The organism is Brevundimonas sp. Root608 (genome assembly GCF_001427825.1).
Classification (GTDB): Bacteria; Pseudomonadota; Alphaproteobacteria; order Caulobacterales; family Caulobacteraceae; genus Brevundimonas.
Genome location: NZ_LMGT01000001.1, coordinates 101,710 through 124,469 on the forward strand (window position 1 = coordinate 101,710; position 22,760 = coordinate 124,469).

A 22,760-nucleotide genomic window follows, 5' to 3' on the forward strand; every position below is an offset into this window, starting at 1 on the left:
CGCGCTCCCCGCACCGTCGCCTGAACCCAGCGGCCGCCCCAACGTTTCGACCGGGCCGGCCGCCTTGCACGTCTGATAGTCAAATGAATCTGCGCAACGTCGCCATCATCGCCCACGTCGACCACGGCAAGACCACGCTGGTGGACCAGCTTCTGGCCCAGTCGGGCGTGTTCCGAGCCAATGAGGCCCAGTCCGAGCGGGCGATGGACTCCAACGACCAGGAAAAGGAACGCGGGATCACCATCCTGGCCAAATGCACCTCGGTGCTGTGGCACGGCGAGACGGGCGACACCCGCATCAACATCATCGACACCCCCGGCCACGCCGACTTCGGCGGCGAGGTCGAGCGCATTCTGGGCATGGTGGACGGCTGCGTCCTGCTGGTCGATGCTGAAGAGGGCGTCATGCCCCAGACCAAATTTGTGCTGACCAAGGCGCTGAAGATGGGCCTCAAGCCGATCCTGTGCATCAACAAGGTCGACCGGCCCCACGCTGATCCCGACAAGGTTCACAACGCCGCCTTCGACCTGTTCGCCGCCATCGGCGCCACCGACGAGCAGCTGGACTTCCCGCACATCTACGCCTCCGGCCGGGCCGGCTGGGCGACGATGGATCTGAACCAGCCCAGCGACAATCTGAACGCCCTGTTCGAACTGATCGTCAAGCACGTGCCGGAGCCCAAGGTCGTCGAGAATAAGGACAAGCCGTTCCAGATCCTGAACGTGCTGATCGAGAGCGACCCCTTCCTCGGCCGCCTGCTGACCGGCCGCATCGAGAGCGGCAAGGCCGTTCCGGGCATGTCGATCAAGGCCCTGTCGCGCGACGGCAAGACCATCGAACAGGGCCGGATCACCAAGGTGCTGGCCTTCCGCGGCCTGAAGCGCCAGCCGGTCGACGAGGCCGAGGCGGGCGACATCGTCGCCATCGCCGGCATGTCCAAGGCCACCGTGGCCGACACCCTGTGCGCCCTGGAAGTGACCGAGGCCCTGCCGGCCCAGCCGATCGATCCCCCGACCATCTCCATGACCGTCTCGGTCAACGACAGCCCGCTGGCCGGCCGCGAGGGCGACAAGGTCCAGTCGCGTGTCATCCGTGACCGCCTGCTGAAGGAGGCCGAGGCCAATGTCGCCATCCGCGTCACCGAGACCGGCGGCAAGGACGCCTTCGAGGTCGCCGGCCGCGGCGAACTGCAGCTGGGCGTGCTGATCGAGAACATGCGCCGCGAAGGCTTTGAACTGTCGATCAGCCGTCCGCGCGTGGTCTATCAGACCGGCGAGAACGGCGAGCGGCTGGAGCCGATCGAGGACGTCGTCATCGACGTGGACGACGAATACACCGGCGTGGTCATCGAGAAGCTGTCGGCCCGCAAGGCCGAGCTCAAGGACATGGGCCCCTCGGGCGCCGGCAAGACCCGCCTGACGCTGAAGTCGCCGTCGCGTTCGCTGATCGGCTACCAGGGCGAATTCCTGACCGACACCCGCGGTTCGGGCGTGCTGAACCGCGTGTTCAGCCACTATGAGCCGCACAAGGGCGCCATCGAGGGCCGCCTGAAGGGCGTTCTGGTCTCGAACGGCGACGGCGAGACCGCCGCCTTCGCCCTGTGGAACCTCGAGGACCGCGGCGTCATGTTCGTCGGCGGCGGCGAGAAGACCTACCAGGGCATGATCATCGGCGAGAACGCCCGCTGGGACGACCTCGACGTCAATCCGATGAAGGCCAAGCAGCTGAACAACATCCGCGCCGCCGGCAAGGATGAGGCCGTGCGCCTGACCCCGCCGCGCCGTCCCTCGCTGGAACAGGCCATCGCCTATATCGAGGAGGACGAACTGGTCGAGGTCACGCCCAAGTCGATCCGCCTGCGCAAGGCCGTGCTGAACCCCTCCTTCCGCAAGAAACGCGTCCGCGAGGAGTAGGCTGCGGGGCTTTCGCTCGCTCGCCGCCGCGTCAGACTTCGGGCTGCGGCGGGGCCGTGATGACCTCGACGTTGTCGTTCAGAAGATAGGCCAGCTCGTCCAGCGCCACCCGGCGTTCGGCGGGCGTGGCGGCGGCTTCGACCGCCGCGATCTTCTTCGGCATGTCTTCCGAGATGCCGCGCAGGATGCATTTCAGGTCGCCGTCGGTGCCGCGCTCCTTGAGGATCAGGTGACCCTGCATGTCGCTGGCCGCCAGCGCCTCGGCCTGGGCCTTGAAGCCGGTGAAGGCCGGGCCGGCGACGAAATCAGCCTGATCCATCACGCCGGCCTCGATCCAGCCCTGGACCACGCCCTTGAGCGCGCCCGAACGGGCCACGATGTCGGCGAACAGGGGCTCGGCGGCTACGGAAACAGGGGCCGCAACCGGCGCGGGCGGCTGGGCCGCGGCCAGCGCCACATTGGGATCGGCGAGCAGCAGGGAAACCGTTAGGGCGACGCCGCAGGACATGGCGAACCTCTTTAATATGGGCCGAATCACGGATTCAGCGTTGAACCGGCTTACGCCACACCCGTAAACGAGGGTTTACCCCGCTGCTCCGCGAGTCCCGCCGATGACCGCCCGTTCCCAGGCTCTCAACATGCTTCGCGCCGTGGCGCGCAAGGACGCCGGGGGACGGATCGTGCATCAGTTCGCGACAGACCCCGGCCGCATGCAGCGCATGGGGGTCGAGGCGGCGGGCCTGTATCTGGACCTGTCGAAACAGTCGTGGAGCGCCGAGGGGTTCGAGGCCGCGCTGGATCTGGCCCGGACCTGCGATGTCGAAGGCCGTCGCGACGCCCTGTTCGCCGGCGAACCGGTGAACAACACCGAGGGGCGGGCCGTGCTGCACCCGGCCCTGCGCGCCCCCGCGGTGGCCGATTTCCACGCCCTGGGCGAGCCGGTCTCCGCCGAGGTCGATGAGACGCGCCGGGCGATGGCCGAGTTCGCCGTCGATGTCGGCACCGGCGCCGAGGCCGGAGGATCCAAGCAACCCTTCAACGCGATCGTTCATATCGGCATCGGCGGCTCGGACCTGGGCCCGCGCCTGCTGTGGGACGCCCTGCGCCCGCTGGAGCCGACCATCGACCTGCGCTTCGTGGCCAATATCGATCCGCGCGACATGGGCGAGGCCCTGTCCGGCCTGGACCCCGAAACCACACTGGTGGTGGTGGTGTCCAAGACCTTCACCACCCAGGAAACATTGGCCAACGCCGACCTCGCCAAGGCCTGGCTGGCCGAGAGCCTGTCGCCGCGGCGGATGGTCAAGCACCTGATCGGAGTCACGGCGGCGCCGGAGAAGGCCGAGGCCTGGGGCTGCGGCCGGACCTTCGGTTTCCGCGACTGGGTCGGCGGACGGTATTCACTGTGGTCGGCGGTCAGTTTGTCGGTGGCGGTGGCCCTGGGCTGGGACGTGTTCGAGCGGGTGCTGGACGGCGCGCGAGCCATGGACGAGCATTTCCGCGAGGCCGATCTGGAGAAGAACGCCCCGGTGCTGCTGGCGCTGGCGCAGATCTTCAATGTCGAGGGTCTTGACCGCCATGCCCGCACCGTAGCCCCCTATGCCCATGGGCTGCGCCGGCTACCGGCCTTCCTGCAGCAGCTGGAAATGGAGTCGAACGGCAAGCGCGTGAAGCGCGACGGTTCGCCCGTGGACACCGCGACGGGCCCCGTCGTGTTCGGCGAACCGGGGACCAACGGCCAGCACGCCTTCTTCCAGCAGATCCATCAGGGGCCGCAGGTCGTTCCGGCGGAATTCATCGTGGTCGGCCATACGTCCCGGGCGGCGGTGGACGCCCGCGAGGGCGATGCGCCGCTATGGTCGAACGCCCTGGCCCAGGCCCAGGCGTTGATGGTCGGCAAGACCGAGGCGCAGGTCCGTGAGGAACTGATCGTTTCAGGGATGAGCGCCGAAGAGGCGGACCGGCTGGCCCCGCACAAGACCTTCCCGGGTGATCGCCCGTCGACCACCATACTGCTCGACGCCCTGACGCCCGAGGCGGTCGGCGCCCTGCTGGCCCTCTATGAGCACAAGACCTTTGTCGAGGGCGTGATCTGGGACATCAACAGCTTCGACCAATGGGGCGTGGAACTGGGCAAGCTGCTGGCCAGCGCCATCCTGAAGGACGTCGCCGACGGCGAGCCGTCGCCTGACCTGGATCCCTCGACGGCCGAGTTGATGAAACGACTGATGGTCTGACGAAAAAGGCGGGCGCCGAAGCGCCCGCCTTCCTCGCCCTCGTCCGACCCTACTCACGCGGCCGAACGAAACCCGGTATCACCAGCGGCGATCGTAGCGGTAGTCGCGATCGCGATGATTCTGATAGCTGCGCCACTGCCCGTGGTTCCGCCAGAAGCGGCCGTCCCGGTAGTAGCCCCGGCCCGAATAGGTTCGGCCTTCAACATAGGCGCCGTAGCCATCCCCGTAGGCGGAGGAACGATCACGGCTGTTGATGCCGTGTTCCCGTTCCCAATGGCCGAGGTTCCGGTAGCAGCGGCCGTCGCGATAGTATTGGCAGTCCGGGCCGCGGTAGGTCCCCTGGCCATAGCCGTATCGGCTGTCCTGACCGGAAGCGGCCAGAACGCCTCGAACGATGGTGTCGATCAGGGGATCGCCATAGGATTGGGCGCTGGCAGGGCTCGCCGTCGCCAGGCCCATCGCCAGGGCGGCGGCTGCGCCTGCTCCGACGGTCTTCAGGTTGATGAGATTGCGCATCGGATTGCTCCTTGCTGAGGCGCCGATATCGATCGGCATGAGGGGCAATCTAACCGTCCGAGCCTGTACCGCGTCAGAGCGGGTTGTTCAGGCTCCAGTCATCTGAAGGTCAGGAGACCGCCAGAATTCGAGGGCGGCTGCGCTTGACGCGGACGCCCCGCCCTCCTACTTGCCGCTCGCGTTAGCACTCGGGCGTCGTGGCTGCCAAAAAGCGCCGCGTCCGGGGTTCAATCGAAGATGTTGGAGACAATCAGATGGCGTTTCGTCCGCTCGGCGACCGCGTGCTCGTGAAGCGCGTGGAAGAAGAATCCAAGACCAAGGGCGGGATCATCATCCCTGACTCGGCCAAGGAAAAGCCCCAGGAAGGCGAAGTCGTCTCCGTCGGCCCCGGCGCCCGCGATGAAGACGGCAAGCATGTCCCCATGGACCTGAAGGCCGGCGACCGCATCCTGTTCGGCAAATGGTCGGGCACGGAAGTCAAGATCGACGGTAACGATTTGATTATTATGAAGGAATCGGACGTGCTGGGCGTGCTGTCGTAAGCACCCGCGTCTGAATTTCTGTTTCCCACACACTCTTTAAGGAGCTGCCAGATGGCCGCCAAACAAGTCATGTTCTCCACCGATGCGCGCGAAAAGATGCTGCGCGGCGTCAACGTCCTGGCCAATGCGGTCAAGGTGACCCTGGGGCCCAAGGGCCGCAATGTCGTGATCCAGAAGTCCTTCGGCGCCCCGCGCTCGACCAAGGACGGCGTCTCGGTGGCCAAGGAGATCGAGCTGGAGGACGCCTTCGAGAACATGGGCGCCCAGATGATCCGCGAGGTCGCCTCCAAGACCAATGACAAGGCGGGTGACGGCACCACCACCGCCACCGTCCTGGCCCAGTCGATCGTCCAGGAAGGCCTCAAGGCCGTGGCCGCCGGCATGAACCCGATGGATCTGAAGCGCGGCATCGACAAGGCCGTGACCGTTGTCCTGGCCGACATCAAGGCCTCGAGCCGCAAGGTCAGCGCCAACTCCGAAATCGCCCAGGTCGGCACCATTTCGGCCAACGGCGACCAGGAAGTCGGCGACATGATCGCCAAGGCCATGGAAAAGGTCGGCAACGAAGGAGTCATTACAGTTGAGGAGGCGAAAACCGCCGAGACTGAACTTGACGTTGTTGAAGGCATGCAATTTGATCGGGGTTACCTGAGCCCCTACTTCATCACGAATGCTGACAAGATGGAGGTTCAACTTGAAGAACCCCTCATCATGCTGCACGAGAAGAAGCTCTCTTCGCTGCAGTCGATGCTGCCGATCCTGGAAGCCGTGGTCCAGTCGGGCCGCCCGCTGCTGATCATCGCCGAGGACATCGAGGGCGAGGCCCTGGCCACCCTGGTGGTCAACAAGCTGCGCGGCGGCCTGCGCGTCGCCGCCGTCAAGGCCCCGGGCTTCGGCGACCGCCGCAAGGCCATGCTGGAGGACATCGCCGTCCTGACCGGCGGCCAGGTCATCTCGGAAGACCTCGGCATCAAGCTCGAGAACGTCACCCTCGACATGCTCGGCAAGGCCAAGAAGGTCACCATCACCAAGGACGACACCACCATCGTGGACGGCGTCGGTGAAAAGGACGCGATCGAGGCCCGCATCGGCCAGATCAAGAAGCAGATCGAGGACACCACCTCGGACTACGACAAGGAGAAGCTGCAGGAACGTCTGGCCAAGCTGGCCGGCGGCGTCGCGGTCATCCGCGTCGGCGGCTCGACCGAGGTCGAGGTCAAGGAGAAGAAGGACCGCGTCGACGACGCTCTCAACGCCACCCGCGCGGCGGTCGAGGAAGGCATCGTCCCCGGCGGCGGCATCGCCCTGCTGAAGGCGACCAAGGCCCTGGAAGGCCTGAAGGGCGACAACGCCGACCAGACGGCCGGCATCGCCATCATCCGCCGCGCCATCCAGGCCCCGATCCGTCAGATCGTCGAGAACGCGGGCGTCGAAGGCAGCATCGTCGTCGGCAAGGTGCTGGAAAACACTTCCGCGACCTACGGCTTCAACGCCCAGACGGAAGAGTATGTCGACATGATCCAGGCCGGCGTCATCGACCCCGCCAAGGTCGTGCGCACGGCCCTGCAGGACGCCGCCTCGGTGGCCGGCATCCTGATCACCACCGAAGCGGCCGTGGCCGACGCGCCGAAGAAGGCCTCGTCCGGCGGCGCCGGCGGCGGCATGGGCGGCGGCATGGGCGGCATGGGCGACATGGACTTCTGATCCGGTCGTTCAGCGGTTCAAGCTGATACAGAAGAGGGCGGGTCCGGTGACGGGCCCGCCCTTTTTTGGTGGCCGTTGATGTTCGTTGCCAGCGGCAGGTGTTGGCTGAAGGCACGATGCAGTCGGCCTGAGTTGCGATCGTTGTTCCCGGTTGTATGGCCAGTATGCTACCGGCGCGCAGCGCGCGTCGGGCGGCTCTGGACGATCAAGCCTGACTGCGGGGGGTCTACGATGAAATTCGCCTATGAGGATTTGAGTGAGGATCAGTTTGAGCGACTGATTGTCCTACTTTGTCAGCGGTTGTTGGGCGTCTCTGTGAAGGGCTTCGCCAAGGGGCCTGACGGCGGCCGGGATGCCAAATTCGTGGGTACGGCGGAGTTGCATCCGAGCAAAGCTGCGCCATGGGTCGGAACGACCGTTGTCCAAGCCAAACACACCAATGGGTATAACCGCCATTTCGGCGAGGCCGATTTTTACAGCCCGACCGCCAAAGACACGGTGATTGGAAAGGAGGTCCCGCGGATCATTAAGCTCCGCGAGGCGAAGCAGCTCGACCACTATATGCTGTTTGCCAACCGCCGGCTCGCGGGCAATGCCGACCAGAACATCACCAAGTATATCGCTGAGACGTGCGGCCTTCCCGAAGGGTCGATTTATCTCTGCGGCGTGGAGCAGCTGGAGCTCTATCTGAAGCAGTTTCCTGAGGTGGCGGCTCTCGCCGACTTGGATCCCGTCGACTCCCCATTGATTGTGTCGCCCGACGAACTCGCCATCGTTGTCGAAGCGATTGCGAGTCATGACGCCGATCTGTCGGCTGTGCTCGATGCGCCGCCGAGTGAGCGGACCTCGTACGAGGAAAAGAACGACTTGAACAACATGACCGCCGACTATGCGGCGGCTTTGCGCAGGCGATATCTGAAGGACACCGCGCAAATCCGGGCGTTCCTGGCCGCGCCCGAGAATCTTGAAATTCTCAAGTCCTACGAGGCGACTGCCGAGGAGTTCCAGATGAAGATCATCTCGAAGCGGAAAGCCTTCCAAAATTTCGACGCGGTCATGGAGTATCTGCTTGATCTTCTCTTCCAGCGGGACCCAATCTTGCGGCAGCGTCAGCACAAGCGTCTGACCCGCGCGGTGCTTTTTTACATGTACTGGAACTGCGACATCGGGGAGGTGGCGAATGTTGAGGCCTAGCAAACACGCCCACCCCGACCGCACCGTCGTCAATGTCGCCTTGGTTCTCTTGGCCCGCCTACGTTCGCAGCGACTCTGTGATTATGGGATGCTGTTTAAGTACGCGCGCAAATCAGTAACTGGTGGTGACGTGTTGTTCCTGCCCTCACTAAATTTCCTGTTCCTACTTGGTCTAATCGAATACCATCCCAAGACAGACGCCGTCGAATATGTGGGCCAGAATGAAGCCGTCTAAGCTTTATTCCGATCAGCCGACGGTTTTCGTTCCGGTGGAATTCGAGCCCGAATTCAACGTGGTGCTCGCCGAAATCCGCGTGCCGGAGAACCGTGACCGCGACACACACAATTTGGGCAAGACGACCCTGGGCCGGCTTCTCGATTTCGGCTTTCTGGCCGGGCGCGACGCCAAATTCTTCCTGTTCAAACATCTCGATCGCTTTGAAGATTTCACATTCTTCCTTGAGATCGAGCTGCCCGACGGAAGCTATGTAACCGTGCGTCGCAGCGTCGCCGAAGCCTCAAAGATCGCCTTCAAGAAGCACACGGGTCGGCATCAAGATTTCACGACTCTGCCTGACCGAGACTGGGATCACATTGACGTTCCCTTCGATCGCGCCAAGGAATTGCTCGACAGTCTTCTCGACTGGCGGGCGCTAAAACCGTGGCGCTACCGAAAAGGACTCGGTTATTTCATTCGATCGCAGGAGGACTTCCGCGACGTTTTCCACCTGCGCAAGTTTGCGAATTCCCACGCCGACTGGAAGCCTTTCCTTGCTCATATTCTCGGCTTCAACGCCGATCTGATCACCCAACACTATGCCAAGGAGGACGAGCTTAGGGAGAAGGAGCACAAGGCCACGACCATCCGCCAGGAGCTTGGCGGCGAGATCGAGGACGCCGGAAAGATTGATGGCCTTCTACTTCTGAAGCGACAGGAGGTCAGCAGGAAGCAGGAATTGCTCGATGCTTTCGATTTCCGAACCCAAGACAAGGCGGACACCAAGCAGCTTGTGGATCAGGTCGACGAACGTATCGCGGACCTTAATCAGCGCCGGTACTCCCTCACTCAAAATCGAAAAAAGGTTATCAGCTCTCTCGAAGAGGATCAGATACTTTTCGACCCGGAAGATGCGCGGGTTCTTTTCCGCGAAGCCGGAGTTCTCTTTGATGGGCAGATCAAACGCGATTTTCAGCAGTTGATCGCATTCAACAAGGCGATCACTGAGGAACGCCGGGTCTATCTCGTCGAAGAGCGCGAGGAGATCGAGGCGGAACTCAAGGTAATAAATGCTGAGCTGAACGCGCTGGGTAAGCGTCGATCCGAGATGCTGGCTTTCCTCAGCAGCACGGACTCCTTCGCCAAATACAAGCACCTATCGGGTGAGATGGTGACGTTGCGAGCTGATATCGAAGGCCTCGAACGTCAGCGGGAGTTCGTGCATCGGCTTCAGCAATTGCGGGCTGATATTCGTACTTTGGCCGAGGAGAAAAGCCACCTACAGGCCGCAATCGAGGCCGACGTTGAGGCAAAGAACGCGGATAGCGACAGCCTGTTCTCGCGCATCCGTTTGTTCTTCAACGAAATCGTTGAGGACGTAATCGATCACAAGGCGCTCCTGAGCGTCGTGGTCAATCAGCAGGGACACCTCGATTTCCGGGCGGAATTGCTTGATGATGCCGGGGTGGCGACGAGCGCTGATCGTGGGTTCAGCTACAAGAAGTTGTTGTGCGTCGCATTCGATCTGTCGCTGCTTCGCGCGCATCTGGATGACGCATTTCCTCGCTTCGCGTTCCACGACGGGGTGCTGGAATCGCTCGATGACCGAAAGAAGGAAAACCTCTTGGGGGTCATCCGAAGCTACACCGCGCTGGGCCTGCAATCGATCATAACTCTGATCGACTCAGACCTTCCCCCGCGCAGTGATGAGGATCCGGTGTTTGAACCGTCCGATATCGTCGTGCGTCTCCATGACGTGGGGGACGACGGTCGACTATTCAGGATGAAAGCTTGGTAGTCCAAACGCGAGCTTATGGCGCGTGAGAAGAACCTCCGGTGCGGGGCTTTGGCCACGGGGCCAAGGCCTCCTTTTCTCACCGCGCTGCACGTGGTCCCTGAACTAATCTGCACCCGCCGAGGCGGCGGATGAGCCGCAGATTGCAGCCTTCGCCGTCCCGCCCGCTCCCCGAACCGCCGACCGCATGAACCGCAACGGCCCGACCGCGCTCCGCGCCGTCGCCGCCATCCCGGCTGAAATGCTGACAGTTCGCCGCCAGCCAGACGATTGCGGCGGCGCAAGCCGCTGATCCGGCGGGGCTTCCCGGCGCGGGCAGCGTCATCTTCAAGCCGCAGGAGCGGATGGCGCCAGACTCTCCGGTCCATGAAACGGATCAGGGGCGCAGGGTGGCGGACGAAATCAGGGGCGAAATCGGAAACGGGGCGGACGGCGCGGTCGTGCGGCGGCCGCGCGTGCGGGGGCATGTGAAGCTGGGGACGCGGATGTGGGCGCGCATCCAGCGGGAGTTCGCGGCGGGGGCCTCGGTCCCCTGGCTGTCGGCGCGGTACGGGGCGGGCGAGCGGACCATCGGCTTCCGGGCGAAGAAGGAGGGCTGGCGACGCAAGGACCTGGCCGAGGCGGCCGACGCCGAGCTGGAGGCGGCCGAGGTGCGCGGGGATGCGGACCCGGTCGCGGGGCCGGCGATCGGGGCGGGGCTGGGGCTGGACGGCTCGGCGCGGAAGGCGACCGAGGCGTTCGCAGCGGCGCTGGCCGCAGTGGACGATGAGGCGCGGGACGGGGCGGCGCGCGAGGCGATGAACCGGGCGGTGGCCTGCATGCGGCGCGAGGATGCGCCGGCGGCGATGGGCTGGGCGAAGCTGGCGGCGGCGCTGGACGGGATGGGGCGGACCGGCGGCGAGGCGGGGGAGGAGATGGATCCGACCCATCCGGGACGGGTGGCGGCGCTGGAGTTTCTGCGGCGGCGGGCGGCGGACCGGGAGGCGGCGAGGGAGGGGGCCGGGGATGGGGCGTACCCCTCCACCCCTTCGGGGTCCCCCTCCCCATTGCATGGGGAGGAGACGGGTGGGTGAGGCTCCGCCGACCCTTCCTCCACCCCATGAAGGGGAGGGAGAGGATGTGTACCGGTGGCTGACGGAGGACGAGTTCGCGCGCGAGCTCTGGCGGGAGGACGCGCACGAGGGGCAGCTGCCGGAGACGGACCCGTGGCGCACCTGGGTCTTCCTCGGCGGGCGCGGGGCGGGGAAGACGCGGGCGGGGGCGGAGTGGGTGTGGGAGACGGCGCAGAGGCTGGGAAAGGGCGGGCGGATCGCGCTGGTGGGGCCGACGATAAGGGATGCGCGGACGGTGATGGTCGAGGGGCCGTCGGGGGTGATGAACCTGCCGTTCCGGACGGGGGCGGCGTTCGCCTCGTCGCTGAGGCAGGTGAGCTTTCCGGGCGGGGCCGTGGGGCTGCTGTTCTCGGCCGAGGAGCCGGAGCGGCTGCGCGGGCCGCAGTTCCATGCGGCCTGGGGGGACGAGTTCTGCGCCTGGTCCTATGGCGCGGAGACGCTGGCGATGCTGCGGCTGGGGCTGAGGCTGGGGGAGGGTCCGAGGCTGGTTCTGACGTCCACGCCGAAGCCGGGGCGGGTGTTGCGCGGGGTGCTGGCGGAGGACGGCTGCGCGCGGACGGATGCGCCGACGCGCGCCAATGCGGGGAACCTCGCGCCGGGATTCCTGGCGGCGATGGAGGGGCTGTACGGCGGGACGCGGCGGGCGGCGCAGGAGCTGGACGGGCGGGTGCTGGAGGATGAGGGGGCGCTTTTCACGCTCGCGGAGATCGAGAGGGCGCGGGCGGGGTGGGGGCTGCTTTCGCATTCTCCCTCCCCCGAAGTGGGGAGGGACGGCGGAGCGAAGCGAAGCCCGGGTGGGGAAGTTCAGACGTACCCCACCCTGTCGTCGCTGCGCGCCGACATCCCTCCCCATGAAGGGGAGGGAGAACGCGTTTCTCCTGTCTTTGACAAGGTCGTGGTGGCCGTCGATCCGCCGGCGGGGACGCTGTCGGGGCGGGCGCGGGATGCGTGCGGGATCGTGGTGGCCGGGCGGCGCGGGGACCGGGTCGGGGTGCTGGCGGACTGGACGGCGCAGGGGCTGTCGCCCGAGGGCTGGGCCGAGCGGGTGCGGCGGGCGGTGGAGGCGTACGGGGCGCGGCGGGTGGTGGTCGAGAGCAACAACGGCGGGGCGATGGCGGAGGCGGTGCTGAAGGCCTCGGGGCTGTCGGTCGCGGTGAAGCGGGTGCATGCGTCGGTGGGCAAGGTCGCGCGGGCCGAGCCGGTGGCGGCGCTGTACGAGCAGGGGCGGGTGGCGCACGCGCCGGGGCTGGAGGCGCTGGAGGAGGAGCTGATGGGGCTGGGCGGCGAGGACGCGGGCGGGGCCAGTCCCGACCGGGCCGACGCCCTGGTCTGGGCGGTGACCGATCTGCTGCCGGCGCCGGGGGCGAGGGGACCGTCGCTGCGGGTGCTTTAGGCGGGCGAAAAGGGCGGGCAACCGTTTGACGGGCGCGGCGTTCCAGCCGATTACAATGGCTGCGCTTCAGGGGGCGAGGGGCTTTGGCGGTATTGAGTGCGACCAGCGGGGCGGCCCTGTTGTCGGCCCTGTCGATGACGGCGGCGGCGGATCCGGCGGCGATTCCCCAGGGCGCGGGGCCGACGGAGCAGGACCTGTCGCGGCTGTCGCTGGAAGAGCTGGCCCTGGTCGAGGTGACCTCGGTGTCGCGGCGGCCCGAGGCCCTGGCCGACGCGGCGGCGGCGATCTTCGTCATCACGGGCGACGACATCCGCCGCTCGGGCGCGACCAGCCTGCCCGAGGTGCTGCGGCTGGCCCCCAATCTGAACGTGCAGCGGGTCAATGCGGTCGACTATGCGATCAGCGCGCGCGGCTTCAACGGCTATGAGATGTCCAACAAGCTGCAGGTGCTGCTGGACGGGCGCAGCCTGTATTCGACGCTGAGCTCGGGGGTGTTCTGGGACGCCCGCGACGTGATGCTGGAGGACGTCGAGCGGATCGAGGTCGTCAGCGGGCCGGGCGGGACCCTGTACGGGGCCAACGCCGTCAACGGCGTCATCAACATCATCACCCGGTCGGCGGCGGAGACGACCGGGACCCTGGTCAGCGCGGGGGTCGGCAACGAGGACGCGACCTTCGCCCTGAGGCATGGCGGGCGGCTGGGCGAGGCCGGGGCGTGGCGGGCCTATATCAAGGGCTTTGCGCGGGACGACAGCGATCGCCTGACCGGCGGGGACGCGACGGACGCGGCGTCGGGGCTGCGCGGCGGGGCGCGGGCGGACTGGACCGTGGGCGACAACCGGCTGACGCTGCAGGGCGACGTGTTCGACAATGAGGTGGCCGTCAACGAGGGCTTCAGCGGCGAGGAGACCCGGGTCAGCGGGCGCAATGTCGTGGGGCGGTGGTCGCGGCCGCTGGCGGGCGGCGAACTGCAGGTCCAGGCCTATTACGACCGGTTCGAGCGGACGGAATCGGGCGGGGTCGAGGATTCGGACACCTGGGACGTCTCGGCCCAGCACGCCTTCGGCCGGGGCCGGCACCGGCTGGTGCTGGGGGCGGGCTACCGGACGGTGCAGTCGCGCTTCGCCGCCGCGCCGGGCGGGGCCTTCCTCGACCCGGCCGAGCGGACCCTGTCGCTGACCAACCTGTTCGCTCAGGACCAGATCGCCCTGACGGACGCCTTGACCCTGACGCTGGGGATGAAGGTCGAGGACAACAGCTTCTCGGGCCAGGAATTCCTGCCGAACGTCCGCCTCGGCTGGGAACGGCCGGGCGGGGACCTGGTGTGGGGCGCGATCAGCCGGGCCAGCCGCACGCCGAACCGGATCGAGCGCGACCTGACCCTGCCGGGCTTCCTGGTCGGCGGCGACTTCCAGTCCGAGACGCTGACGGCCTGGGAGGCCGGCTGGCGCGCCCGGCCGCGCGAGCATGTCTCGTTCTCGATCTCGGCCTTCTACAACGTCTATGACGACCTGCGGACGGCGTCCTTCCATCCGGTGACGGTGTTCCCGCTCAGCCTGACCAATTTCGGCGCGGGCGAGACCTGGGGCGTGGAGGCCTGGGGCAGCTATGACGTCACGGACCGGTGGCGGCTCAGCGCGGGCCTCAGCACCCTGGACAAGGATTTCGCGGTCGATCCGTCGGGCTCGGACATCACGGGCCTGATCTCGACCGGGGACGATCCGGCGTATCAGCTGCTGCTCAAGTCGCAGACGCGGATCACCGACCGGCTGGACCTGGACCTGCGCCTGCGCGCCGTCGATGCGCTGCAGACGAGCGGGACGGAAGCCTGGGTCGAGGCGGACGCGCGGCTGGGGTGGCGCTTCACCGATGCGCTGGAGCTGTCGATCAGCGGCCAGAACCTGCTGGAGGAGCGGCGCGTCGAAACCGGCGACTCCGCCCGACAGCGGGCCTTCGGCCGCAGCGTCTTCGTCGCCCTGCGGACGAGTTTCTGAGATGAGCGGAGCCCGGCGCATCCCGGCGGGCGTGGCGGCGGTCTGGGGCCTGATGCTCCTGACCGCGGCCGGGCCCGTGGCCGCCCAGAGCCGGCTCGAATATTCGGTCAAGGCCAACTACCTCGTCCGCTTCGCCGCCTTCGTCGAATGGCCGCCGCGCGCCTTCCAGACCCCCCAGTCGCCGGTCGTCATCTGTGTGGCGGGCCGCGACCCGTTCGGCCCGGCGCTCGACGCGGCGGCCCGGGCCCAGACGGCCCATGGCCGGCCGCTGGCGGTGCGCCGGCGCGCGGACGCGACGGCGCTGGCCGGCTGCCACATCGTCTATGTGGGCCAGGGCGGCGGCGCGGCCCTCGCCGCGGCGGCGGGCCAGCCGGGCCTGTTGCTGGTCACCGACAGTGCGACGGCGCCCGACCGGGGCGCGGTCCATTTCGTGCTCAGCCAGGGCCGGGTGCGGTTCCACATCGACCAGCAGTCGGCGTTGCGGAACGGGCTGCAATTCAGCTCGCGCCTGCTGAACCTCGCCCTTACCGTGCGGGGCGGCTGAGATGGCGTGGATGGAGCGACTGCGGCGGGCGCGTTTTCCCCTGATGGTGCTGGTCTCGCTGATCGTGCTGCTGATCGCGGGCGTGGCGACCACCGTGGTCAGCGAACGGGGGCTGAAACAGCAGCTGGCCCGCGAGGCCGAAGCCCAGGCCGATCTGCTGGCCTCGGCGGTCAGCGGCGCCCTGGCCTTCGACGACCGGGCGGCGGCCCAGGACTATGTCGACGCCGTCCAGATCAATCCGAACGTCCTGGCCGCCGCGGTCTATGACGAGAACAATCGGGTGGTGGCCAGTTTCGCCCGCGCGGGCGAGACCATCCCCGCGATCGCGACGCCCCGGGACCGCGCCACCGTCTTCGAGGACGGCCGGCTGTATGTGGTGCGGCCCGTCGAACAGGCGGGCCAGCGGCTGGGCACGGCGCGGCTGCGCCTGCTCGACACCCCCCCGTCGCAGCGGTTCAGCCGTTACGCCGGCCTGTTGCTGGTGCTGGGCCTGGCGGTGCTGGTCGTGGTCGTCCTGGCCGTGGCCCAGGGCGCCCTGAGGCGGGCCAACCGCGAGCTGGCGCGCCGGGCCGAGGTTCTGGTCGAGACCAATCTGCTGCTGCAGCAGCAGATGGCCGAGCGCGAAAAGGCCGAGGAGGCGCTGCGCCAGAGTCAGAAGATGGAGGCCATCGGCCGGCTGACCGGCGGCATCGCCCACGACTTCAACAATCTGCTGATGGTGGCCTCGAGCGGGATCGAGCTGCTGGACCGCACCGAGGATCCGAAGAAGCGCAAGACCCTGAGCGAGGGCGTGCGCCAGGCGGTCGAGCGGGGCGCCGCCCTGACGCGGCAGATGCTGGCCTTCTCGCGCCGTTCGCCGCTGAAGGCCGACGTGCTGGATCTGCCGACCCAGGTGGAGGGGCTGAGGTTCCTGCTGGAACGGTCGCTGCGCGAGGACATCGAAGTGGTGGTGGACCTGCCCGAGGGCCTGTGGCGGGTCGAGGCGGACGCGGGCGAGCTGGAGCTGGCCCTGCTGAACCTGGCGGTCAACGCCCGGGACGCCATGCCCAACGGCGGCACGCTGACGCTGTCGGCGCGCAATGTGACGGGATCGAACGGGGAAGGCGACACCGTCTGCCTGACCGTGTCGGACACCGGCACGGGCATGTCGCCGGCCGTGGCCTCGCGCGTGTTCGAGCCCTTCTTCACCACCAAGGAGGTCGGGCGCGGCACGGGCTTGGGTCTGTCGCAGGTCTATGGTTTCGTGCGGTCCTCGGGCGGGGATATCCGCGTCGAGTCCGTCGAGGGGAGCGGCACGACCTTCACCCTGTGCCTGCCGCGCAGCGAGAAGGAAGCCACGGCCCTGGGGCCGGCCCAGACGGGCGCGGAAACGCCGGGGCCCCGGCGCAAGCGCGGCGGCCGGCTTCTGCTGGTCGAGGACGACGACGCCGTCGCCGCGGGGGTCGGGCACATGCTGCGCGACCTGGGCTACACCTATGTGCGCGCCGCCCAGGCCGCCGACGCCCTGAACATCCTGGACGGCGACCAGGGGTTCGACCTGGTGTTCTCCGACATGGTCATGCCGGGCGAGCTGGACGGGCTGGGTCTGGGCAAGGAAATCCGCCGCCGGCGTCCCGATCTGCCCGTGGTGCTGACGACCGGATACAGCGAGGCGGCCTCGGCGGCGGCGGGGGAGAATTTCCGCCTGCTGCTGAAGCCCTACGGCATCGGCCAGATGGAGGCTGTGCTGGGCGAGGCGATGGCGGCGGGGGCCGGCTGAGGCCGCTGCCGCGACGCCCGCTTCCGTTCCCGACCCATTGCGGACATGAACTCGGGCGGCAACACTGCCGTGTAATGAGCATCACGCCCGCGATTCTGAGCCAGCTTCCACTTCCGGAGATTACCTCGGCGGTTTTCTACAAACGCGATCAGATCACCGTCGATCTCGTCTGCTGCGATGTCGAAGTAGGCGGGCAAGTCTGGACGTTTCACGAGGAGGCAGAGGGATGGGACGCGCTGCTCCGTCACATCGAGAAGCTGCCCGGCTTCCGCTCGGACTGGCAGAATGGCGTTGTCCTGCCGCCTTTTGCGTCGAGCGAAACGGTGGCGTTCCAACGCTGAGCACAACGTCCGCTTTCCACCCCTAGGCGACAGTCGGCTCCCGACCCGTTGCGGACTCCGGTTTTGGAATAGCTCTCAGCGCGCAGCAGCTCGCTCGAAGTCGCCCTGAGCGAAGCGTGGTGTGGCGCAGGCGCTCGTAGACATTCTGATGCCCTGCCTCTTGGCGAGAACGAGAACATCTCGTGATTGAACGAAGTCTATGCCGCAGGTGGCGCCCCAAGAGCCGGGCGCGTGCGTGATCCGCTGAACGTCGTGGTGAGCCCCCTTCAGTGTGCGAGAGACATTGAACTCCGTCACCACGTAACCGTCGCGCCCCGTTGTAGAGGATATCGCCTGTCCCACGAACGCGACGTCTGCGAAGCCGAGTTGATCTGAGGCACTTCTCCAGTATGGGCAGGAACATGCCCACGCCACTCCGGCGATCAGCGCCAACGCAGTTGCAAAGATCAGCATGAAGATGATGCGCATGTCGGCACGATAGCAGAGGCACAGCGTTCACCAAGGTCTGCTTTCCACCCATTCCAGACCTTCGCAGCGTCTGCGTCCGGCGCTTCGCACCACCACCACCTCGCCCCCCGCCCGTCATCCTCGGGCTTGACCCGAGGATCGGACCGTCCGGTGCTCGGTCAGGGAACCGTCTCCACCCTCGCGGGGCCGTCCCGGGGTACAGCGCGGCCCCACCTCTGATCCTCGGGTCAAGCCCGAGGATGACGGCGAAGGGGGAGGGGCGGGATACTGGCGGGACGCGGGCGCGCGTTCCAGCTCAAGCCGATAGACCGCCTGCAACCCGTTGCAGCGGTTCGGGGCGTCCGGGGTTCGGCAGATCGCCCTACCTCACCGATGAGCCTGTACCTGGCCCGCCCTGCACCGCTCGGTTCGAAAGCGGCGGAGGGCGGAAGGGACGCCTGAACTCAGTCTTCCTCGAGCGGCGGCAGGCCGGCTTCCTTGCGGGCGGCGGCGGCGGCTTTCTTTTCGGCCTTGGCGGCGGCCTTCTCGGCGGCCTTTTTGGCGTCGGCGCGATCGCGTTCCTGACGCTCGAAACTGTAGTTGGGCTTACGGGCCATCGGCGGCTCTTTCTCTTTTTGTGGCGCTACCGCGCTTCGCGCTGCCTGAGCGCAGATGATTGACGCTGCTTGAGCGCAGGAAGCGCCGCGGGAGCGCCTTGTGTTCCCCAAGGTGGGGCAAGCGGGGGGCCGGGGCAACCGTTGACCGTCAATCGACGGCGACGATCTCCACCGTCTGGCCCGCGACGACGGCCTCGTCGCCCACGCTCCTGCCGATCAGGGCGACGGCGAGGGGCGAGACATGGCTGACCGAGCCGGCGGCGGGATCGGCCTCGTCCTCGCCGGTGATGCGCCAGGTCTGGGCCCGACCGTCCTCGCGTTCGATGGTCACCGAGCCGCCGAAGCGGACGCGGCCGTCCGGCTCGGTCTCGACCAGCTGGGCCGTGGCGCGGCGGGCGGACCAGTAGCGCAGGTCGCGGGTGGCGCGGGCCATGGCGGTGCGGTCGGCCTCGATGGAGCCGTGGGCCTGGGCGGCGCTGTAGGCCGCGCGGGCCGAGGCCAGGGCGGCCTCGATCGCGGCCAGGCCCGCGGGCGTGACCAGATTGGGGTGCGGGGAGATGGGGCGGTCGGGAAGATCGGCGGCCGTGGCCTCCAGATCCTCCTCGCGGGTAAAGGCGACGCTCATGGGGGATGAGCGTATGCGCGATGCGGGTGTTCCCCGAGCCAAATTTCGCGCGACGGCGCCCTTCACCCTTTCGTCATCCTCCGGCAAGCCGCGCCTTCGCGGCGCAGACCGGGGGACCCAGCGGCGCGCGCGAGCGCGACCCTGCCGCAGACCAGCCATAAGCCCGCGTGCGTGAACAGATCGCCTTCGGCGCCGCCGGGTCCCCCGGTCTCGCTGCGCTCGCCGGAGGATGACGAAAGAAGAGAGAGCGCCGCCACCGTCTTCGCATTCGCCGGGATGCCCGGAAAAGCGTAGTGGGTCGGCATGACTGACTCATCCAAAACCGTCCATGTGATCGGGGCCGGGCCGGCCGGGCTGATGGCGGCCGAGCGGCTGGCGCAGGCCGGGCTCAAGGTGGTGGTGCACGAGGCCATGCCCTCGCCGGCGCGCAAATTCCTGATGGCCGGGCGGGGCGGGCTGAACCTGACGCATTCGGAGGGGATGGAGGGGTTCGTCGGCCGCTATGGCCCGGCGGCGGGCGCGGTGGCGGCGTGGCTGGAGCGGTTTTCGCCGACGCATCTGATCGGCTGGGCCGAGGGGCTGGGACAGGCGACGTTCACGGGGTCGTCCGGGCGGGTGTTTCCGCGGGCGATGAAGGCCTCGCCGCTGTTGCGGGCGTGGCTGGGGCGGCTGGCCGGGCTGGGGGTCGAGGTGCGGACGCGGTCGAAATGGATCGGACGGCGGGACGGAGCCTGGGTGTTTGCGACGCCGGAGGGCGAGGCGGTCGAGCGGCCCGACGCCGTGGTGCTGGCCATGGGCGGGGCCAGCTGGCCGCGGCTGGGCTCGGACGGGGCGTGGGCGACGATGCTGGAGGGCGTGGAGGTCGCGCCGTTCCGGCCCTCGAACGTCGGCTTCGGCGTGGCCTGGTCCGAGGTGTTCGCGGAACGGTTCGCGGGGCAGCCGCTGAAGCCGGTGGCCATGACGCATGACGGGCAGACGGTGCGCGGCGAGGCGATGCTGACCCGCTATGGCATCGAGGGCGGGGCGGTCTACGCCCTGTCGGCGGGGCTGAGGGACGCGATCGAACGGGACGGGACGGCGGTGCTGACCGTGGACCTGCGGCCCGACCTGTCGGTCGAGGCGCTGGCCGGGCGGCTGGCGAAACCGCGCGGCAAGGACAGCGTGACCAACTGGCTGCGCAAGGCGGGCGGGCTGTCGGCGCCGGCGGTCGGGCTGTTGCGGGAGATACCGGGCGAGCTGCCGGCGGGGTCGGACAAGCTGGCCAGGCGGATCAAGGCGGTGCGGCTGACGCTGACGGGGGTGCAGGGGCTGGCGCGGGCGATCTCGTCGGCGGGCGGGGTGCGGCTGGACCAGCTGGACGACGGGCTGATGCTGACGGCCATGCCGGGCGTGTTCGCGGCCGGAGAGATGCTGGACTGGGAGGCGCCGACGGGCGGCTATCTGCTGCAGGCGTCGATGGCGTCGGGCGTCGCGGCGGCGGACGGGGTGATGAGGTGGCTGGCGGCGCGGTGACGCTGCGGTAATCCGGGCGGTCTTTCCGTCGGCGCATGACGACTGAAATGCCTTCGAGCGGCTGCTCTGGATGGCCGGTGTGTGGACCGGCGGCGTGCGCCTTCAGCGTGGCGGGCGCCGGTGTGAGGGGGTATAGGCGATGACCTCGACACGGCGGTTCTGGCCGGCATCCTCCGGGTTCCCGGCCGGTGTTGAGGAATCAGACGCTCCGACGGTCATGCGCTGGACGCTGACGCCGTAGGCCTGGAGATGCTCGTGTACGATCGTGGCGCGGCGCTGTGAAAGATCGTCGACGTCCGCCTCGCGGCCCTCGGAGGGGTCGGCGCGCCCGCGTATGATGACATGCCTGGCGCCGAGATCGACAGCGAACCGCTGAAGCTGGCTGGTCGCCGAGTCGTCCAGTGCAATGCTCTCAGGCGCGAACATAACCCAAAGGGTTTGCGGCGACTGGGCCACGGCAGGCGTGCAGACAAGGAGGAGCGCCGCCGTCCCCGCCAAATAACGCGTCAAAGGTCCGCCTCCACTGTTCGGAAAGTTAAAGCGCGTCGCGACGGCGCTTTCAAGACGGTCACGGACCTGTGGTCGGCGCGATCTGAACGAGGAGTGACGGTCTCTGATCGAAGGCGCTAGAACGGTCGCATGACCCAGCACCGCATGATCCTCGCCGCCGCCGTCGCGGCCCTGCTCACCGCCTCCCCCGCCCTCGCCCAGCAGGCCGACGCCGCGCGGCTGAACGCGCATGTGCGGGTGCTGGCCTCGGATGAATTCGAGGGGCGCGGGGTGGCGACGCCGGGCGAGCAGAAGACAGTGGACTACGTCGTCGGCCAGTTCCAGGCGCTGGGGCTGGAGCCGGGCGGGCCGGACGGCCAATGGGTGCAGGCGGCGCAGCTCGGGCGGACGCGGCAGGACGGGCCGGCGATGATCACGGTCAGCAGCGGCGGCCGGACGCGGGCGCTGGAGCGGGGGCCGGATATTCTGGTGTCCAGCGACCGGCCGGTGAACCGCATCACCGTCCTCGACGCGCCGGTGGTCTTCGCTGGCTATGGCGTCGACGCGCCCGAGCGCAGCTGGAACGACTTCAAGGGCATGGACCTGAAGGGCAAGGTGCTGCTGGTCATCGTCAACGATCCGGACTTCGGCGCGCCCGAGGGGCATCCGGTCGCGGGCCGGTTCGACGGCAATGCGATGACCTTCTACGGCCGCTGGACCTACAAATTCCAGGAGGCGGCGCGGCAGGGGGCGGCGGCGGTGCTGGTGATCCACGACACCGCGGGCGCCGGCTATGGCTGGAGCGTGCTCGAGGGGTCGTCGACGGCGCCGAAATTCGACATCGTCCGGGCCGATCCGGACGCCGAGCGCGTGCCGGCGCAGGGGTGGATCCAGGGGCCGGTCGCGGAGCAGCTGTTCGCCGATGCGGGGCTGGACTACGCGGCCCTGCGCGAGGCGGCGCGGACGCCGGAGTTCTCGCCGGTGACGCTGGACGGGGTGACGATGTCGATCGACTTCGGCCAGACCGCCGACCGGATCGAGAGCCGCAACATACTGGCGCGGATTCCGGGGTCGGAACATCCCGAGGAGACTGTCCTGTACGGCGCCCACTGGGACGCCTACGGCCGCGCGACGCCGGTGGGGGACGACGACATCTATAACGGCGCCGTCGACAATGCGACGGGCGTGGCCGGGCTGATCGAACTGGCGCGGCTGTTCAAGGCGGGCGAGGCGCCGAAGCGGTCGGTGGTGTTCGCGGCCTGGACGGCCGAGGAGGCCGGACTGCTGGGGGCGGAATACTACGCCGCCAACCCGGTCTGGCCGCTGGAGACGACAGTGGCCAACATCAACATGGACTCCCTGCTGCCGGGGACCGAGGTCTCGCCGCAGATCGTGGTCATGGGGGCGGGCAAGAGCCAGACGGATGCGTGGCTGGAGCGGCGGGCGACGGAGCAGGGCCGGACCCTGATCCCCGACCCGGCCCCGCAGGCGGGCGGCTTCTACCGCTCGGACCATTTCCCGCTGGCGAAGAAGGGCGTGCCGGCCCTGTTCGGGGCGGCGGGCTTCACCGGGCACAACGAAGCCAGCCGGGACTATGTGGCGAACCGCTATCACAAGCCGTCGGACGCATGGACGCCGGAGTGGGTGATGGACGCGGCGGCGGTGGACGTGGACCTGCTGTACCTCGTGGGCCACGACCTAGCCGACAGCGCCGACTGGCCGGAGTGGAATCCGGGGGCGGAGTTCGAGGCGGCCAGGCAGGCGTCGGCCGGGCGGCGGCAGTAGGTGACGCGCGCCGGGCGGGCCGGT

The 22,760-nt window shown here is 67.8% G+C and carries 21 protein-coding genes; 15 read left to right on the plus strand and 6 right to left on the minus strand.

All coding sequences use genetic code 11. The features are described from left to right. Positions 1 to 83 precede the first annotated feature (83 nt). Positions 84 to 1,913, plus strand: coding sequence for a translational GTPase TypA (gene typA / locus ASD59_RS00565; RefSeq protein ID WP_055826748.1), 1,830 nt, complete (start codon positions 84 to 86; stop codon positions 1,911 to 1,913). A 31-nt stretch (positions 1,914 to 1,944) separates the two neighbouring features. Here the strand turns inward: typA and ASD59_RS00570 are convergent, their stop codons facing one another. After that, the gene (locus ASD59_RS00570) at positions 1,945 to 2,421 is read right to left on the minus strand and encodes a hypothetical protein (RefSeq protein WP_055826751.1); all 477 of its coding nucleotides are present in this window, start codon (positions 2,419 to 2,421) and stop codon (positions 1,945 to 1,947) included. A 103-nt stretch (positions 2,422 to 2,524) separates the two neighbouring features. Here ASD59_RS00570 and pgi point away from each other — a divergent pair, with 103 nt between their 5' ends. After that, complete coding sequence (pgi, locus tag ASD59_RS00575; RefSeq protein ID WP_082559985.1) at positions 2,525 to 4,150, plus strand: glucose-6-phosphate isomerase; 1,626 nt, start codon at positions 2,525 to 2,527, stop codon at positions 4,148 to 4,150. Positions 4,151 to 4,228: 78 nt separating this feature from the next. Here pgi and ASD59_RS00580 read toward each other — a convergent pair whose 3' ends face one another. Continuing rightward, entirely contained in the window at positions 4,229 to 4,666 is a 438-nt protein-coding gene (locus ASD59_RS00580) for a hypothetical protein (RefSeq protein WP_055826754.1), read from the minus strand. 254 nt (positions 4,667 to 4,920) lie between these two features. Between ASD59_RS00580 and groES the strand changes: the two genes are divergently transcribed. The 11 genes from groES to ASD59_RS00630 all read left to right on the plus strand — a co-directional run bounded on the left by groES (position 4,921) and on the right by ASD59_RS00630 (position 17,261). Continuing rightward, positions 4,921 to 5,208 (plus strand): co-chaperone GroES, encoded by a 288-nt coding sequence (groES, locus tag ASD59_RS00585; protein WP_055826756.1) that lies wholly within the window; start codon positions 4,921 to 4,923, stop codon positions 5,206 to 5,208. 51 nt (positions 5,209 to 5,259) lie between these two features. After that, positions 5,260 to 6,912 carry a chaperonin GroEL gene (gene groL / locus ASD59_RS00590; RefSeq protein ID WP_055826759.1) on the plus strand — a complete coding sequence of 551 codons (1,653 nt, stop codon included), beginning with the start codon at positions 5,260 to 5,262 and terminating at the stop codon, positions 6,910 to 6,912. A 231-nt stretch (positions 6,913 to 7,143) separates the two neighbouring features. Then, positions 7,144 to 8,106, plus strand: a complete 963-nt coding sequence (locus tag ASD59_RS00595) for an ABC-three component system protein (protein WP_055826762.1) — start codon at positions 7,144 to 7,146, stop codon at positions 8,104 to 8,106. After that, a complete protein-coding gene (locus tag ASD59_RS14715; RefSeq protein ID WP_082559986.1) occupies positions 8,093 to 8,341 on the plus strand; it encodes an ABC-three component system middle component 8 in 249 nt (82 codons plus the stop codon). The genes ASD59_RS00595 and ASD59_RS14715 overlap by 14 nt, the downstream gene beginning before the upstream one ends. Then, positions 8,328 to 10,121 carry a DUF2326 domain-containing protein gene (locus ASD59_RS00600; RefSeq protein WP_055826766.1) on the plus strand — a complete coding sequence of 598 codons (1,794 nt, stop codon included), beginning with the start codon at positions 8,328 to 8,330 and terminating at the stop codon, positions 10,119 to 10,121. The genes ASD59_RS14715 and ASD59_RS00600 overlap by 14 nt, the downstream gene beginning before the upstream one ends. Positions 10,122 to 10,507: 386 nt before the next feature. Continuing rightward, positions 10,508 to 11,191 carry a hypothetical protein gene (locus ASD59_RS14645; RefSeq protein ID WP_162246612.1) on the plus strand — a complete coding sequence of 228 codons (684 nt, stop codon included), beginning with the start codon at positions 10,508 to 10,510 and terminating at the stop codon, positions 11,189 to 11,191. A gap of 46 nt (positions 11,192 to 11,237) precedes the next feature. Beyond that, positions 11,238 to 12,623, plus strand: coding sequence for a terminase large subunit domain-containing protein (locus tag ASD59_RS14480; RefSeq protein ID WP_235561686.1), 1,386 nt, complete (start codon positions 11,238 to 11,240; stop codon positions 12,621 to 12,623). Positions 12,624 to 12,715: 92 nt separating this feature from the next. After that, positions 12,716 to 14,617, plus strand: a complete 1,902-nt coding sequence (locus tag ASD59_RS00615) for a TonB-dependent receptor plug domain-containing protein (protein WP_156376867.1) — start codon at positions 12,716 to 12,718, stop codon at positions 14,615 to 14,617. A 1-nt stretch (position 14,618) separates the two neighbouring features. Continuing rightward, on the plus strand, positions 14,619 to 15,161 hold the full coding sequence (locus tag ASD59_RS00620; RefSeq protein WP_055826774.1) for a YfiR family protein: 543 nt from the start codon (positions 14,619 to 14,621) through the stop codon (positions 15,159 to 15,161). 10 nt (positions 15,162 to 15,171) lie between these two features. Beyond that, positions 15,172 to 16,920, plus strand: a complete 1,749-nt coding sequence (locus ASD59_RS00625) for an ATP-binding protein (protein WP_055829579.1) — start codon at positions 15,172 to 15,174, stop codon at positions 16,918 to 16,920. 74 nt (positions 16,921 to 16,994) lie between these two features. Next, on the plus strand, positions 16,995 to 17,261 hold the full coding sequence (locus tag ASD59_RS00630) for a hypothetical protein (RefSeq protein ID WP_055826777.1): 267 nt from the start codon (positions 16,995 to 16,997) through the stop codon (positions 17,259 to 17,261). A 911-nt stretch (positions 17,262 to 18,172) separates the two neighbouring features. Here ASD59_RS00630 and ASD59_RS14405 read toward each other — a convergent pair. From ASD59_RS14405 to ASD59_RS14085, 3 genes are all read right to left on the minus strand, one after another. Then, positions 18,173 to 18,325: a hypothetical protein gene (locus ASD59_RS14405; protein WP_200943719.1), complete on the minus strand. Its 153-nt coding sequence runs from the start codon at positions 18,323 to 18,325 to the stop codon at positions 18,173 to 18,175. Between the two features lie 148 nt (positions 18,326 to 18,473). Further along, on the minus strand, positions 18,474 to 18,950 hold the full coding sequence (greA, locus tag ASD59_RS00640) for a transcription elongation factor GreA (RefSeq protein ID WP_055826783.1): 477 nt from the start codon (positions 18,948 to 18,950) through the stop codon (positions 18,474 to 18,476). A 62-nt stretch (positions 18,951 to 19,012) separates the two neighbouring features. Next, complete coding sequence (locus ASD59_RS14085) at positions 19,013 to 19,255, minus strand: hypothetical protein (RefSeq protein WP_156376868.1); 243 nt, start codon at positions 19,253 to 19,255, stop codon at positions 19,013 to 19,015. On the opposite strand from ASD59_RS14085, the gene ASD59_RS00645 reads away from it, so the two are divergent. Continuing rightward, complete coding sequence (locus ASD59_RS00645; RefSeq protein ID WP_055826786.1) at positions 19,254 to 20,462, plus strand: NAD(P)/FAD-dependent oxidoreductase; 1,209 nt, start codon at positions 19,254 to 19,256, stop codon at positions 20,460 to 20,462. The two genes, ASD59_RS14085 and ASD59_RS00645, sit on opposite strands and share 2 nt — an antisense overlap. Before the next feature lie 102 nt (positions 20,463 to 20,564). Here ASD59_RS00645 and ASD59_RS14340 read toward each other — a convergent pair whose 3' ends face one another. Then, complete coding sequence (locus ASD59_RS14340) at positions 20,565 to 20,972, minus strand: OmpA family protein (RefSeq protein WP_055826789.1); 408 nt, start codon at positions 20,970 to 20,972, stop codon at positions 20,565 to 20,567. 129 nt (positions 20,973 to 21,101) lie between these two features. On the opposite strand from ASD59_RS14340, the gene ASD59_RS00655 reads away from it, so the two are divergent. Next, positions 21,102 to 22,736 (plus strand): M28 family metallopeptidase, encoded by a 1,635-nt coding sequence (locus ASD59_RS00655; protein WP_055826792.1) that lies wholly within the window; start codon positions 21,102 to 21,104, stop codon positions 22,734 to 22,736. Positions 22,737 to 22,760 lie beyond the last annotated feature (24 nt).

Bases quoted from the DNA above. Each gene is read 5' to 3' on its own strand.
- typA (WP_055826748.1), top strand. From the start codon at position 84: ATGAATCTGCGCAACGTCGCCATCATCGCCCACGTCGACCACGGCAAG.
- ASD59_RS00570 (WP_055826751.1), bottom strand. From the start codon at position 2,421: ATGTCCTGCGGCGTCGCCCTAACGGTTTCCCTGCTGCTCGCCGATCCC.
- pgi (WP_082559985.1), top strand. From the start codon at position 2,525: ATGACCGCCCGTTCCCAGGCTCTCAACATGCTTCGCGCCGTGGCGCGC.
- ASD59_RS00580 (WP_055826754.1), bottom strand. From the start codon at position 4,666: ATGCGCAATCTCATCAACCTGAAGACCGTCGGAGCAGGCGCAGCCGCC.
- groES (WP_055826756.1), top strand. From the start codon at position 4,921: ATGGCGTTTCGTCCGCTCGGCGACCGCGTGCTCGTGAAGCGCGTGGAA.
- groL (WP_055826759.1), top strand. From the start codon at position 5,260: ATGGCCGCCAAACAAGTCATGTTCTCCACCGATGCGCGCGAAAAGATG.
- ASD59_RS00595 (WP_055826762.1), top strand. From the start codon at position 7,144: ATGAAATTCGCCTATGAGGATTTGAGTGAGGATCAGTTTGAGCGACTG.
- ASD59_RS14715 (WP_082559986.1), top strand. From the start codon at position 8,093: ATGTTGAGGCCTAGCAAACACGCCCACCCCGACCGCACCGTCGTCAAT.
- ASD59_RS00600 (WP_055826766.1), top strand. From the start codon at position 8,328: ATGAAGCCGTCTAAGCTTTATTCCGATCAGCCGACGGTTTTCGTTCCG.
- ASD59_RS00620 (WP_055826774.1), top strand. From the start codon at position 14,619: ATGAGCGGAGCCCGGCGCATCCCGGCGGGCGTGGCGGCGGTCTGGGGC.
- ASD59_RS00625 (WP_055829579.1), top strand. From the start codon at position 15,172: ATGGAGCGACTGCGGCGGGCGCGTTTTCCCCTGATGGTGCTGGTCTCG.
- ASD59_RS00630 (WP_055826777.1), top strand. From the start codon at position 16,995: ATGAGCATCACGCCCGCGATTCTGAGCCAGCTTCCACTTCCGGAGATT.
- ASD59_RS14405 (WP_200943719.1), bottom strand. From the start codon at position 18,325: ATGGCCCGTAAGCCCAACTACAGTTTCGAGCGTCAGGAACGCGATCGC.
- greA (WP_055826783.1), bottom strand. From the start codon at position 18,950: ATGAGCGTCGCCTTTACCCGCGAGGAGGATCTGGAGGCCACGGCCGCC.
- ASD59_RS00645 (WP_055826786.1), top strand. From the start codon at position 19,254: ATGACTGACTCATCCAAAACCGTCCATGTGATCGGGGCCGGGCCGGCC.
- ASD59_RS14085 (WP_156376868.1), bottom strand. From the start codon at position 19,255: ATGCCGACCCACTACGCTTTTCCGGGCATCCCGGCGAATGCGAAGACG.
- ASD59_RS00655 (WP_055826792.1), top strand. From the start codon at position 21,102: ATGACCCAGCACCGCATGATCCTCGCCGCCGCCGTCGCGGCCCTGCTC.